Below are 13,680 nucleotides of genomic sequence, written 5' to 3' on the forward strand. Positions count from 1 at the left end.
GTCGTAGATTTCCATGATCCTGCCGACGATCATATCGAGCGTGATCACCGCGCTGACGATCGCCATTCACTACGAAGTTCTCGTGAATTTGGGACGGCTGCGTCTGCCGATCCCGTCGCGTCTCAGGGTCATCGCCGGCGTATTCGCGATTTTCCTCGCCCATGTCGCGGAGATATGGCTGTTCGCACTCGGACTGTTCCTGACCAGCGAAGTGGTCGGGCTGGGAACGCTGAATGGCGCGTTCGACGGTTCGGCCCGGGACTATCTCTATTTCTCGACCGTGACCTACACTTCGCTTGGATACGGAGACATTACCCCGACGGGCGCGCTTCGGACGATCTGCGCTTTCGAGGCGTTGACCGGGCTTCTGATGATGGCCTGGTCAGCAGCCTTTACCGTCTTCCATATCCAGCGCCGCTGGGCATGACCGCAGCAACCTGTATGCATTGACTCAAGCTCTGCACGTAGAGCCGCCGATCTCAGGCTGAAAATGCGGCCAAATATCGATCCCTGTATACAATCTGGATTTTTGTTCCTAGGATTTTGGCCCAATTCTACAAGAGATTGAGGTGGGGGCTTGAACAGCACGATAAAGGACCGCGCACCGACACAGTCCCAGCGCGCGCTCGATGGCATTCGCGAAATGCTGTTCTCCGGCGTCTTCATACCCGGCGCCCGTCTGTCGGAGCCGGCGATCGCCGAGCGCCTGCAGATTTCCCGAACCCCTGTCCGCGCCGCTCTCGCCCGCCTCGAGCAGGAAGGTGTCGTCGATGCGATCCCCTCGGGCGGTTTCGCGGTCCGCAGCTTCGCGCCGAAGGACATTCTCGACGCGATCGAACTCCGCGGCGTGCTGGAAGGCACCGCGGCGCGACTCGCAGCGGAACGCGGCATCACGCCGGCCCAGTCTCTCGCCATGCACAGGGTCCTGGCCGAGATCGACGAGGTTCTGACGGCAACACATCACGCCCTCGACCACGACCCCTACACAAGGTGCAACGCCGCATTTCACGAGTTGATCAAGACCGCATCGGACAGCCCGGTGATCGAACGCGAGATTTCCCGGCTGGTCTGCCTGCCGTTTTCCGGCCCGAACGCCCTGCTGATGGTGCAGCGCGAGTTGCCGGAATTTCACGGCTCCCTGCTGCTGGCCCAGTCCCAGCACAAGGCGATCCTTGAAGCGATCGAGCTGCGCGAGGGGACCCGGGCGGAGAATCTCGCCCGCGAGCATGCAAGGCTCGCGCGATGGAATCTCGAGGTCGCAATGAACGACGATCGGATCAAGGCGCGCTATCCGGCCCTCACCCTGGTGACCGGCTGACGCGCGGATGACAATGCACCACGGAGCCATCTGAATGAGCGAACGCTACGACAACGGCATGAAAATCCGCCGCTCGGTCCTGGGAGACGCCCATGTCGACCGGGCCGAGGCGACAAAGACGGCTTTCGACGAGCCGTTCCAAAGCTTCATCACGGAGGGCGCCTGGGGCACCGTCTGGGCGAGCGACCACCTGACAAGGCGCGAGCGCTCCATGATCACGCTCGCCTTGCTTGCCGCCCTCGGACAATGGGACGAAGTGGCGATGCATGTCCGTGCGACGGCGAATACCGGCGCCACGCCACAGGATCTGCGCGAGGCGATGATGCATGTCGCCGTCTATGCCGGCGTTCCGGCGGCAAACCATGCCCTCAAGATAATCAAGAAGACCTATGCCGAGATGGGAGTGAAGATATGAGCCGGACCAACCAGAGACCGGCGGCCAGTTTCTTTGCGCGGGACCGGGGCTGGCAGCCGGAGGCGCTGACACCGCAATACAAGACCTCGGTCGCACGTGCGCCGAGCCGGGCGCTGCTCTCCATGCCGCAGACACTGAGCGAGGTCACCGGCCCGGTCTTCGGGCACAACATTCTCGGCCCGCTGGACAACGACCTGACCCTGAATTTCGCCAAACCCGGCGAGAGCGCCATCGGCCCGCGCATCGTCGTCTATGGCCGGGTGCTCGACGAGACCGGGCGCGGCGTCCCGAATGTACTGGTCGAATTCTGGCAGGCCAATGCCGGCGGCCGTTACCGGCACGCCAAGGAAGGCTACATCGCGCCGCTGGACCCCAATTTCGGCGGCTGCGGGCGTTGCATCACGGCAGAGGACGGCAGCTACGAGTTCCGCACCGTGCAGCCCGGACCCTATCCCTGGCCGAACCGGGGCAACGACTGGCGCCCGGCCCATATCCACTTCTCGATCTTCGGCCAGGGCTTCGCTCAGCGGCTGATCACGCAGATGTATTTCGAGGGCGACCCGATGATCTGGAAATGCCCGATCGTCGATGTGGTGCCGCACCGCGAGGGCATCGAGAGCCTGATCGCCCTGCTCGACATGGAGAGCACGGTGCCGATGGATGCCCGCGCTTACAAGTTCGACATGGTCCTCCGGGGCCGCCGTTCGACCCTGTTCGAAAACAAGCTGGAGGGGAACTGATGCAGTCGCTCACCCGTCTGAAGGAAAGCCCGAGCCAGACCGCGGGCCCGTACGTCCATATCGGCTGCGTACCGAATTTCTGCGACATAAAGGGAGTCTATCCAGAGGATCTCGGCAGATCGATGGTGAACGAGAAGACCCGCGGCGAGCGGATCACCATCGCCGGCACCGTCTTTGACGGTACCGGAACGCCGCTGAAGGACGCCATGATCGAGATCTGGCAGGCGGACGCGGAAGGGCTTTATCCGAGCCCGGAAGAACATCGCGGCCAGGCCGATCCGAACTTCACCGGCTGGGGCCGCAAGGCCGGCGACTACAAGACCGGCGAATGGATCTTCGCGACCGTAAAGCCCGGTGCAGTTCCATTCCCGGACGGCCGTATGATGGCGCCGCATATCAGCTTCTGGATCGTCGCCCGCGGCATCAATATCGGCCTGCAGACCCGGATGTATTTCCCTGATGAAGCCGAAGCGAACGCAAAGGACCCGATCCTGACCCGGATCGAACACCAGAACCGCGTGCCGACCCTGATCGCGAAGAAAGAAGGCGACGGCGCCTACCGCTTCGACATCCACCTGCAGGGCGAGAACGAGACCGTGTTCTTCGACGTATGAACTCCTCCCGATAGACCAAGAATACAATGCGGGCCGGTCGAACTGTTGCCCGGCCCGCACCAAACCTGTTGCAACAGTTGGGGTTGTTACGGATCCCTTCCGCCGTGTAGCCTGTCGCTCTTCGCAAATCGAAGTTGTAACGCCCCCTCTTTGCGAACGCGGCGGCGGATCGGATTTGCGGATTGGGGAACGACGCTGGGAAAATCTTTATGACAGAGATCCAATATGTTGCGCCGTCGACTCTCGACGAGGCAATCAGCGCCTATGCCGCGGCAAGCGGTACGGCACGCATTCTGGCCGGCGGCACAGACCTCCTGGTGCAGATGCGCTCCGGCATGGTCAAGCCGGGGCTGATCGTCGACATCAAGAAAATCGACGAGATGAACGCGATCACGGAACTGCCCGACGGCGGGTTTCGCATTGGCGCCGCAGTACCAGGTGCGGTGCTCGAGGAACATCCGAAATTCGGCAAGGTCTGGCCGGGTGTGCTCGAGGGGCTGAACCTGATCGGCTCGACACAGGTCCAGGGCCGCGCGTCAGCCGGCGGAAACCTCTGCAACGGTTCGCCCGCCGCCGACAGCGTTCCGGCGCTCATCGCGGCCGGCGCAATCGCGAACATCAAGGGTCCGAACGGCGCGCGCGAGATGCCTGTCGAAGACGTCCCGGCGGGTCCCGGCAAGACCAACCTCGCCCCCGGCGAGATCCTGGTCAGCTTTACCTTCCCGGCGCGTCCGAAAGGCTCGGGCGATGCCTATCTGCGGATGATCCCGCGCACCGAAATGGATATCGCGGTGGTCGGCTGCGGCGTCAGCCTGACGATGGACGGAGATACCTGCACGGCGGCCCGGATCGGTCTCGGCGCGGTGGCTCCGACGGTTCTCCTGGTCGAGGATGCGGCCAAGGCCCTTGTCGGCACGAAGCTCGACGATGCGGCTCTGGAAAAGGCGGCCGCCGCCTGCAGCGCGGCCTGCAACCCGATCGATGACAAACGTGGCACCATCGCCTACCGGACCAAGGTCGCGGGCGTGCTGCTGAAACGCACCACGGCGATCGCCGCCGACCGCGCCAAGGGAGGCTGACACCAATGGCGAAACTCCATGTGACCACGACGATCAACGGCGAGCCGACGGAGTTCCTCTGCGAGCCGCATCACACCATGCTCGACGTCCTCCGGGACAATCTCGACCTCACCGGGTCCAAGGAAGGCTGCGGTTCCGGCGATTGCGGCGCCTGCAGCATCACGGTGGACGACCGGCTTGTCTGCTCCTGCCTGATGCTCGCCGCAGAGGCCGAAGGACATGAGATCAAGACCATCGAGGGCATGGCGGAGGGTGACAAGTTGCATCCGCTGCAGCAGAAGTTCCTCGAGATGGCCGCCCTGCAATGCGGCATCTGCACGCCCGGCGTGCTCGTCGCCGCCGACGCGTTGCTGAAGAAGAATCCGAACCCGAGTGAAACCGAAGTGCGCTATTGGCTCGCCGGCAACCTCTGCCGGTGCACGGGCTATGACAAGATCGTCCGCGCCGTCCTCGAGACCGCGGCCGAGATGCGGGGGGCAGCAGAATGAACGAGATGACCAACAAATGGATCGGCACCAGCACGGTCCGGCCTGACGGCGTCGACAAGGTGGTCGGCCGGGCCCAGTACGCGGCCGATTCGACCATGCCCGGGATGATCTGGGGCAAGGTTCTGCGCAGCCCGCATCCCCATGCCGTGATTCGCAGCATCGACACCTCGAAAGCCGAGGCGCTTCCCGGCGTGAAGGCCGTGGTGACCTCGAAGGACATCGTCGATTTCTCCGTCCACACGCCGGTGCCGCTCGGCATCCAGGACATGCGCTGGATGTGCCGCAATGTTATGGCGCGCGAGAAAGCGCTGTTCCACGGCCATCCGGTCGCGGCGATCGCCGCCATTTCAGCCGACATTGCGGCCGAGGCCTGCGAACTGATCGAGGTCGATTACGAGGTCCTGCCCTGGGCCATCGAGATCGAGGACGCGATCAAGCCGGACGCACCAATCCTGCACGATTTCATCGAGTTCGAGGGCAAGCCCTCGAACATCGCCGGCACGTTGGAGCACAAGCTCGGCGATATCGACGCCGGTTTCGATGAAGCCGACGTGATCGTCGAACGGAGTTTCGACACCCGCCCCGTCCATCAGGGCTATATCGAGCCCCATGCCTGTCTCGTCAGCGTCGCGGCCGACGGCAAGACCACGATCTGGAGTTCCAGCCAGGGCCAATTCATGGTCCGCGCCATGACCGCGTTCCTGACCGGCATCCCGCAGAGCGATATCCGCGCCATTCCGGCGGAAATCGGCGGCGGCTTCGGTGGCAAGACGATTGTCTACCTGGAACCCGTCGCGGCCATGCTGTCCAAGAAGTCGGGCCGTCCGGTGAAGATGGTGATGAGCCGCGAAGAGGTCATGCGGGCGACCGGGCCGACCTCCGGCGCCAAGAGCACGGTGAAGATCGGCGCCAAGAAAGACGGCACCATCGTCTCCGCGCAGGCGACCCACTACCTGCAGGCGGGCGCCTTCCCCGGCTCTCCGATCCGCGGCGCCTGCGGCTGCTGCTTCGCGCCCTACGACATTCCGAACGTCTACACGCTCGGCTATGACGTGGTCTCCAACCGCTCCAAGGTCGCGGCCTACCGCGCCCCGGGTTCGCCGATCGGCGCCTTCGCCGTCGAGAGCACGCTGGACGAGGTCGCCGAACAGCTCGGCATCGATCCGCTGGAACTGCGTCTGAAGAACGCGGCCAAACAGGGCACCAAGGCGGCGCACGGGCCGGTCTATCCGGTCATGGGCTATGCCGAGACGGTCAAGGCCGCGCTCGCGCACGAGCATTACAAGGCGCCCCTCGGCAAGTTCCAGGGCCGTGGCGTTGCCAGCGGCTACTGGTTCAATGCCGGCGGCGAATCCTCGGCCCAGGTGAACATCACAGAGGACGGAAACGTCGTTGTGACCACCGGTCATCCGGATATCGGCGGCTCCCGCGCCTCCATCGCCAACATCACGGCGGAACTGCTCGGCATCGACTATCGTCGGGTCTCCGTGCTGATCGGCGACACCGCGACCATCGGCTACAGCAACCTGACCGGCGGCAGCCGCGTCCTCTTCGCCTCCGCGATGGTCGTCACCCAGTCGACGGAGAAGGTCATCGAAACCCTCAAGGGTCTGGCGGCCAAGATCTGGGGCATCCCGGCCGACGCGGTCACCTGGTCCGACGGCGCGGCCCGTCCTGCGGGCGACAATGCCGGCAAGTTCGAACCGCTGACGCTTGAACAGCTGGCGGCCCGCGCGAACGAGACCGGAGGTCCGATCGGGGCCGGGGTCCAGCTCAACACCACCGGTGCCGAGGGCGGTTTCGCGACCCATATCTGCGACGTCGAGGTCGATACCGATCTCGGGATCGTCCGCGTCATCCGCTACACCTCGTTCCAGGATGTCGGCAAGGCGGTCCATCCGGCCTATGTCGAGGGCCAGATGCAGGGCGGTGTCGTACAGGGCATCGGCTGGGCGCTGAACGAGGAGTACATCTACGACAAAGACGGCAAGGTCGACAATCCGGGCTTCCTGGATTACCGCATGCCGGTCTGCTCCGACGTGCCGATGCTGGACAACGTGATCATCGAGGTCCCGAACCCGATGCACCCGCAAGGCGTACGGGGTGTCGGCGAGGTCCCGCTGGTGCCGCCGCTCGCGGCCATCCGCAACGCGGTCTACAACGCGCTCGGCATCCGTTTCAACAGCCTGCCGATGTCGCCGCCGAAGATCCTTGAGAAGCTCGACGGCATGCGCGAGGCGGCGGAGTAATCCGCCGCCTTCGGGCTGTAGACAGGCAGACGATGTCGTCTGACAACGGAAAGATCACCTCCGGCGGGGTGATCTTTTCGCGTTTGAGGGACCTCGGCGTCGAGTATGTCTTCTGCAACTCGGGTACCGACTTTCCGCCGATCATCGAGGGCCTCGTCGCCGCCAAGGCGAAAGGCCTGCCGCTGCCCCAAGCCATCACCGTGCCGCACGAGCATGCGGCGATGAGCATGGCGCACGGTTACTATCAGATCTCCGGCAGGTGCGCGGCGGTCATGCTGCACACCAATGTCGGGCTTTCCAACGGTGTCACCGGTGCGATAAACGCCGCCTGCGCCCATGTGCCGGTGCTGATGATGTCCGGCCGCACGCCCGTCACCGAGCATTCCCGCTTAGGCGCCCGCACGGTCCCGATCGGCTGGGGCCAGGAAATGCGCGACCAGGCGGCGATGATACGCGAATGCTGCAAGTGGGAGTTCGAGCTGAAATTCCCCGAGCAGATCGGCGAGCATCTTGACCGCGCCTTCGCAATCTCCAACTCGGCGCCGAAAGGCCCCTCGTACCTCTCGCTGCCGCGCGAGACGCTTTGCGAGGACATCGACCCGGCGACACTCGCCCCGGCGGGCTCCATTGCGCCGGTCCGCATGGCGCCGGACCCGGAGAGCCTGAAGCGCGCCGCCGCGGCCCTCGCCGGCGCGAAGGCGCCGCTGATCGTCGCCCAGCGCGGCGCGGGCGACGAGGCGAGCTTCCGCCTGTTCCAGAAACTGGTCGAGGACTGGGCGATCCCGGTATGCTCCTACTGGGCCGTCGAGCTGTCGATCCCGACCGAACATCCCTGCCATGTCGGCGCCGACCCCTCGCCCTGGGTCGAGGAGGCGGATGTCATCGTCATCCTCGACAGCCTCGCGCCCTGGCAACCGGACGTGCACAAGCCGCGCCCCGACGCGACCATCATCCATCTTGGTCCGGATCCCGTTTTCTCCCGTTTTCCCGTGCGCGGCTTCCGCGCAGACATCACCCTTGCCGGAGAGTCAGCAGACACGATACCGGCATTGGCCGCGGCGCTCTCCGGACTGAATCGTGACGAGACTACGCTTGCCGCCCGCCGCAAGCGTATCGCCGCGGCCTCCGAGGCCACCCGCAGGAAGCAGCGCGAGATCGCCGAACAGGGCAAGGGCGGGCCGATGATGACCAAGCAGTGGGTCAGCCAATGCCTTGGCGAGGCGCTCGCCGCTGTTGAGAAAACGGGCCGCAAGTCGACGGTCTATGCCGAACTCGGCGCGATGCTCGGCTATCTGCGACGCAGCGAGCGCAACAGCTTTTTCCAGGAGCCGCATTCCGGGGGCCTCGGCTGGGGCTTCGGCGCCGCGCTCGGCGCGCAACTCGCCGATCCGGAGCGCATCGTGGTCGCCACCATGGGCGACGGCTCCTACATGTTCTCGAACCCGACCGTCTGCCACCAGATTGCCGAGGGGCTGAGGCTGCCGGTGATCACCCTGATCCTGAACAACCACGAATGGGGCGCGGTCCGGCAGTCGGTCGTCGGGCTCTATCCGGACGGACATGCGGCGAAGGCGAACGAGGTGCCGCTGACGGCGCTGACGCCGAGCCCCGATTTCGTGCAGACCGCGAAGGCCAGCAATGCCCACGCGGAGCGGGTCGAGCGCGGCGAAGAATTGCCAGCCGCGCTGGAGCGCGCGATCCGTATCGCGACGGAGGAACGGCGCCAGGTGCTGCTCGATATCCAGGTGTCCAAAGGCTGAGCGGGCGTCCCGTTCAGCGTTTCGCCGCGTAATAGGAAACCCGCCGTTCGAGATAGGCGAGAAACTCCGAGATCGTGAAAGCGAGCGCGAAGAGCACGATCAAGACGGCCCAGAAATGCGCCATCAGGAAATTGTTGGCATAGAGCTCGAACAAAGCTCCGAAGCCGACGATCGAGATCAGCAGCTGACCGATGATCACCCCCTTCACCGCCCGGATCACTCCGATGCGCACGCCGCCGAGAATTTCCGGCAACGCAGCCCAGAAATAGATCTTGAAGAAGGCGTCCAGCGGCGAGGCGCCGTAACAGCGCGCCATCTCGACCAGCGAGCGATTGATCTGCAGCACGCCGGCCCGCGAGTTGAGGATGATGATCCAGATCGCGAACAGGGTCGTGGTGATGATGATCGCCTTCATGCCGAAGCCGAACAGCACCATGAGAACCGGCACGAGTGCAGTCAGCGGCGCGCTCAGGAACATGTTCACCCAGGGCAGCAGCAGCTCGTCGAGCAGCCGGTTCTTTCCCATCATGATTCCGGTCGGAATGCCGATCGCGACGGCAAAGAAAACGCCGGCGAGGAAGGCATAGGCCGTCTCCTTCAGCGCCTTCAGGAACGCCGGCGTACCGATCACGGCAAACAGCGTGCTCACCACCTCACTCAGCGGCGGCAGGAAGAAGGTTATGTCGAGCTGGCCGACGATCTCCCAGAGCAGGCCCCAGAGGATCAGCGACGACATGCCGGGCAGCGGATATCCGAACAGACGCATCTTTCAGCCCTCACTCCACATAGCTGCGCAGCGAGGCCCAGATGCGGTCGACAATGTCGAGATATTCCGGGTCGCGCCGGATGTTCTCGACGCCCTTGCCGCGGATCCCGGACGGCCGGATGATTTCCGAGACCCGGCTCGGGCGCGGCAGCAGGATCGCGATCTGATCCGAGACGTAGACCGCCTCCTCGATCGAGTGTGTGACGAAGATGAAGGTCTTGTTTTCGTTCGCGACCAGCGCCAGCAGATCCTCCTGGAACTTGCGACGGGTCTGCTCGTCGACCGCCGAGAACGGCTCGTCCATCAGCAGCACCTGGGCGTCGACCGAGAGCGCGCGGGCCAGGCCGACACGCTGGCGCATGCCGCCCGAAAGCTCGTGTGGGTAGGCCTTCTCGAACCCCGCAAGCCCGACATCGCGGATATAGCGCTCGGCGATGGCTTCGCGCTCCGACCTGGCGACGCCGCGCAGCTCGAGCCCGAAAGCGACATTCCGCATCACGTCGGCCCAGGGCAGCAGGGCAAAGTCCTGAAAGACGAAGGCCCGGTCCGGGCCGGGGCCGGTCACCCTTTCCCCATTGACCATGATCTCGCCGGATGAGGGATCCAGAAGACCGGCGATGATCTTCAGCAGCGTCGTCTTCCCGCATCCGGAGGGGCCGAGCAGCGAGGTCAGCTGCCCGCGCGGAAATTCAAGCGTCAGATCACGCAGGGCTTCAACGGGTCCGTAATTCTTCGAGACGTTGCGCGCGACGACGGCGTTCTCCGGTGCCGGGTCCCGAATGGGACGGGGTGCGTCGCTAATCTGAGACATAGCCACGGTGATTTCCTTTGAAGAGAATGAACTCAAGCCGTTCGACCAGGTTCAGGAACAGCACGGCGAACAGAATGATCGAGAAGATGGCCGCATACATGCTCGGGTAGTCGGCGATCGAGCGGCTGTAGGTGATGATGTCCCCGACCCCTGTGGGTGTGATCTTGAGCTCCGCTAGGATGGCGCCGATGAAGCCCGCCGAGATGCCGAGCCTGAGGCCCGAGAAGATCACAGGCGAAGCCGCCGGGATGATCACTTTCAGGATGATCTGGTCCTCGCGCGCAAGGAACGCTTTGCCCATCTCCTTCAGCGAGGAAGGCGTATTGCGCACGGCGGCGCCTGTATTCAGCACGATCACCGGCATCGCCATGATGCAGACCACAAAGACCTTCGAGGTCAGCCCGATGCCGTAGGCCATCACCAGCAGTGGAATGAGGGCCGCGAGCGGCGCTGCCTGCATGACGATGAAGATCGGCGAGAACAGCCAGTCGAAACGCGCGCTCAACCCCACCCAAAGCCCGATACCGATGCCGAACACGGCAGAAATCGAGATTCCGACGGCGAGCGGCTGCAGGGTCTCCGCATAGGCCCGGAGCATGGTACCGTCGAGCGAGAGGGCCACCAGAGCCGACATCGTGTCGAGGAAGGTCGGGAAGGAATAGCTGACCGGAATCCGGCCGGCGATCTCCCAGGCCCCGAACACGAGCACCGCCGAGAGAAGCTTGAGAAAGAGGGAACGGTAAGAGGTCATCAATCGCCTCTATGAGGATTGGGAAGAAGGACGGCCGCCGGGACAGGGATCCGGCGACCGCCATGGGGCTCTAGTTCGGAGCCGCGTCGAGCGGCGCCAGGTACCAGAAATCCTCGATCTTGAGATCCGCCGGATCGCCGGTCAGCTGCCCGGCGGCCGAGTACCATTCCATGTCGGCCTTCGCCGCCTTGCGGCCGCCGCCATTCGGGTCGTAGAGGCCACCGGCCACCGCGTCGGCATAGAACCCGTCGAGATTGTCGAGGACCTCCTTCGGAAGCTGGCCGATCGGGCCGTCAGGATTGGTCTCCTTGCGGACGATAGTCGGATCCTTGTGCATGTCGCGCCAGACGCTCAGCAGGGCGTTCACAAAGATCTGGACATCCTTCTCGTTTGCCTTGATCCAGTCGAGATTGGCGAACAGCGCCTCGTCGCTCGCCTCGACCTCGAACATCGGCAAAACGTTGAACTTGTCACCCTGAAGCTTCACCAGCTTGTTCTTGTTGGAGAGGTCGACGATCGTCGCGTCCGTCTGCCCGGCGATCAGCGCCGCGATCCGGTTCGCGGAGCCCGGCACGTACGACCGCGTCCCGAACTTGATATTGAGCTTGTCCTCGATGACGTTGGCGATCGAGTCCGTCCCGCCGCCACGGGAATGCAGCATGATCGGCTCGCCGTTCAGATCCTCGAGCTTGCTGTATTTTTTCGACGTCACCGGGAAGAACTTCAGCTTCGAGAGCTGGAAGACGATGCGGATCGGCGCCCGCGAGCGCTGCATCGCCGCGTATGGCGTGCCGAAACCGATATCCATCTGGCCGCTAAGGACGGCCTGGATGGCGAGTTCCTCGTCCGAGAAGGCCGTCCACTCGTAATCGAGACCGTTGGCCTTGGCCCGCTCCAGCGCGACGAAGAAGGCCGCGAGTTCGTCCGACGGGGTTTCCGCCAGTGCGATCCTGATCTTCTCCGCCTTGGCCGCCGACACCATCAAGGCGGCGGCAATCGGTACGGCAATACAGAGCGACAGGGCCGCCCTCAGTAATCTCTTCATTTATTCCTCCCTTTTTGTTCGCTTTTGGGGTTTTTGAAATCCCGTGGCCGGGGGTTTTCCCCTCTTTCGCCGCGAAAAGACCTGGCTGGTGTTCAGTCCTCCCCGAAAAGCCGTGCGGAAACCGACGCGATATGCTGTCGCATCGCCGCTTCCGCGCCAGAAGGATCCCGCGCCTCGATGGCGGCCAGGATCCGTTCATGCTCCATGAAACTGGAATGATTTTCGGGCGGCCGATCCGAGCCGCGCACCACATTGCCGAGCGCCACGGCCCGCCGGACCTGGTTCAGCTGGTCGAACATCCCGAGGAGCAGCGGGTTGTCCGTGCACTCGGCGATCGCCCTGTGCATGTGATCGTCTTCCGCCTCGTACTCTTCCCAGGTCAACGCCTCGCGGGCCCGCTCCTTGGCGGCATTGATCCTGAGGATCGCCTCGCGCGAGGCGTTGATCGCGGCTTCGCGGGCGATTGCCGGCTCGATGCAGAGCCGCGCCCGGATCATTTTCACCGGTGTGAGATGACGGCCCAGTTCCAGCAGGTTGCCGGCACCGGCGGGGCCGCCCTGGCTGGAAATGAAGGTTCCCTTGCCGACATGACGCCAGATCATGCCGTCGCGCTCCAGCACGTCGAGCGCCTTGCGTAACGTCGCCCGGCTGATCCCGAGTTCCACGATCAACTCGCGCTCCGCCGGGAGCCGGTCGCCGGGAACGTAGCCGCCCGCGGCGATGAACTCCGTCAGCATCGTGACCGGGTCGTCCCGTTCTCTCGCATCGAGAACCTTAAGCACGCCGGAACCTCATTTTGGTTGACCAATTGGCTGCTATTGGTACGAATATGGCAGATCAATCGGCTCTCCGGAAGCGCAAAAGCTGAAATCCTAAAATTGGTTGCGATTGATTTTTCTACATGCGCCGCCTGACGACGGCGCCCGTCCAACAGCACGATGGAGGTTCGCGTGCCCGACTACGTCATCGATAAACCCCGGCAAATCGCCATTCCGGTCGCCGGCTCAGACGCGTTCTTCCCGGTGCGCCGCGTCTACTGCATCGGCCGCAACTACGCGGCGCATGCGGTCGAAATGGGACACGATCCGGACCGCGAACCGCCTTTCTTCTTCCAGAAGAACCCGGACAATCTCGACGCGTCGGGCGAGTTCCCCTACCCGCCCGAGTCCTCCGACGTGCATCACGAAATGGAGATGCTGGTCGCCCTCAAGTCCGGCGGCACGGACATCGCCCTCGAGAACGCCCTCGATCACGTCTATGGCTACGGCCTCTCGCTCGACATGACGCGGCGCGACCTGCAGGGCGAGCAGAAGAAGATGGGCCGCCCGTGGGAAATCGGCAAAGCCTTCGAGCGCTCCGCCCCCTGCGGCCCGGTGCATCCAGTGGAAAAGGTCGGCCATCTCGATCAGGGCCGTGTCGCGCTCAGCATCAACGGCGACTTGAAACAGGAAGGCGACCTCAACCAGATGATCTGGAAGGTGCCGGAGATGATCTCCTACCTGTCGCGCTTCTTCGAACTCGACGCCGGCGATGTGATCCTTTCGGGAACGCCGTCGGGCGTCGGGCCGGTTTCGCGCGGCGATGTCATGGAGGCCAGCATCGAAGGCCTTGGCAGCATGACGGTCAAGGTCGTCTGAGAACAAG

General features: G+C 63.9%; 15 protein-coding genes. 10 read left to right on the forward strand and 5 right to left on the reverse strand.

The annotated features are described in order from the left end of the window. The first annotated feature begins 13 nt into the window (after positions 1-13). From ACOOE1_RS08010 to ACOOE1_RS08050, 9 genes are all read left to right on the forward strand, one after another. The gene (locus ACOOE1_RS08010) at positions 14-427 is read left to right on the forward strand and encodes an ion channel (RefSeq protein WP_420405817.1); all 414 of its coding nucleotides are present in this window, start codon (positions 14-16) and stop codon (positions 425-427) included. 150 nt (positions 428-577) lie between these two features. Continuing rightward, entirely contained in the window at positions 578-1,318 is a 741-nt protein-coding gene (locus ACOOE1_RS08015; protein ID WP_420405818.1) for a GntR family transcriptional regulator, read from the forward strand. A gap of 34 nt (positions 1,319-1,352) precedes the next feature. Continuing rightward, entirely contained in the window at positions 1,353-1,733 is a 381-nt protein-coding gene (gene pcaC / locus ACOOE1_RS08020) for a 4-carboxymuconolactone decarboxylase (RefSeq protein WP_420405819.1), read from the forward strand. Further along, entirely contained in the window at positions 1,730-2,473 is a 744-nt protein-coding gene (pcaH, locus tag ACOOE1_RS08025; RefSeq protein WP_420405820.1) for a protocatechuate 3,4-dioxygenase subunit beta, read from the forward strand. Before pcaC ends, pcaH begins: the two co-directional genes overlap by 4 nt. After that, positions 2,473-3,087 (forward strand): protocatechuate 3,4-dioxygenase subunit alpha, encoded by a 615-nt coding sequence (gene pcaG / locus ACOOE1_RS08030; protein WP_420405821.1) that lies wholly within the window; start codon positions 2,473-2,475, stop codon positions 3,085-3,087. Before pcaH ends, pcaG begins: the two co-directional genes overlap by 1 nt. Before the next feature lie 209 nt (positions 3,088-3,296). Beyond that, the gene (locus ACOOE1_RS08035; RefSeq protein WP_420405822.1) at positions 3,297-4,166 is read left to right on the forward strand and encodes an FAD binding domain-containing protein; all 870 of its coding nucleotides are present in this window, start codon (positions 3,297-3,299) and stop codon (positions 4,164-4,166) included. Positions 4,167-4,171: 5 nt separating this feature from the next. Continuing rightward, positions 4,172-4,654 (forward strand): (2Fe-2S)-binding protein, encoded by a 483-nt coding sequence (locus tag ACOOE1_RS08040; protein WP_420405823.1) that lies wholly within the window; start codon positions 4,172-4,174, stop codon positions 4,652-4,654. Further along, entirely contained in the window at positions 4,651-6,903 is a 2,253-nt protein-coding gene (locus ACOOE1_RS08045) for a xanthine dehydrogenase family protein molybdopterin-binding subunit (protein ID WP_420405824.1), read from the forward strand. Before ACOOE1_RS08040 ends, ACOOE1_RS08045 begins: the two co-directional genes overlap by 4 nt. Positions 6,904-6,935: 32 nt before the next feature. Next, complete coding sequence (locus ACOOE1_RS08050; protein WP_420405825.1) at positions 6,936-8,663, forward strand: thiamine pyrophosphate-requiring protein; 1,728 nt, start codon at positions 6,936-6,938, stop codon at positions 8,661-8,663. A 13-nt stretch (positions 8,664-8,676) separates the two neighbouring features. On the opposite strand, the gene ACOOE1_RS08055 is transcribed toward ACOOE1_RS08050, so the two are convergent. From ACOOE1_RS08055 to ACOOE1_RS08075, 5 genes are all read right to left on the reverse strand, one after another. Continuing rightward, positions 8,677-9,429: an ABC transporter permease gene (locus ACOOE1_RS08055; protein ID WP_420405826.1), complete on the reverse strand. Its 753-nt coding sequence runs from the start codon at positions 9,427-9,429 to the stop codon at positions 8,677-8,679. Between the two features lie 10 nt (positions 9,430-9,439). Continuing rightward, positions 9,440-10,240: an ABC transporter ATP-binding protein gene (locus ACOOE1_RS08060; RefSeq protein WP_420405827.1), complete on the reverse strand. Its 801-nt coding sequence runs from the start codon at positions 10,238-10,240 to the stop codon at positions 9,440-9,442. After that, on the reverse strand, positions 10,227-10,991 hold the full coding sequence (locus tag ACOOE1_RS08065) for an ABC transporter permease (protein WP_420405828.1): 765 nt from the start codon (positions 10,989-10,991) through the stop codon (positions 10,227-10,229). The genes ACOOE1_RS08060 and ACOOE1_RS08065 overlap by 14 nt, the downstream gene beginning before the upstream one ends. A gap of 70 nt (positions 10,992-11,061) precedes the next feature. Next, a complete protein-coding gene (locus ACOOE1_RS08070; protein ID WP_420405829.1) occupies positions 11,062-12,036 on the reverse strand; it encodes an ABC transporter substrate-binding protein in 975 nt (324 codons plus the stop codon). Positions 12,037-12,128: 92 nt separating this feature from the next. Then, complete coding sequence (locus ACOOE1_RS08075; RefSeq protein WP_420405830.1) at positions 12,129-12,818, reverse strand: FadR/GntR family transcriptional regulator; 690 nt, start codon at positions 12,816-12,818, stop codon at positions 12,129-12,131. Positions 12,819-12,986: 168 nt separating this feature from the next. Between ACOOE1_RS08075 and ACOOE1_RS08080 the strand changes: the two genes are divergently transcribed. Beyond that, on the forward strand, positions 12,987-13,673 hold the full coding sequence (locus tag ACOOE1_RS08080; protein ID WP_420405831.1) for a fumarylacetoacetate hydrolase family protein: 687 nt from the start codon (positions 12,987-12,989) through the stop codon (positions 13,671-13,673). The last annotated feature ends 7 nt before the right edge of the window (positions 13,674-13,680 follow it).

Source organism: Nisaea sp., assembly GCF_965216895.1.
Classification (GTDB): Bacteria; Pseudomonadota; Alphaproteobacteria; order Thalassobaculales; family Thalassobaculaceae; genus Nisaea.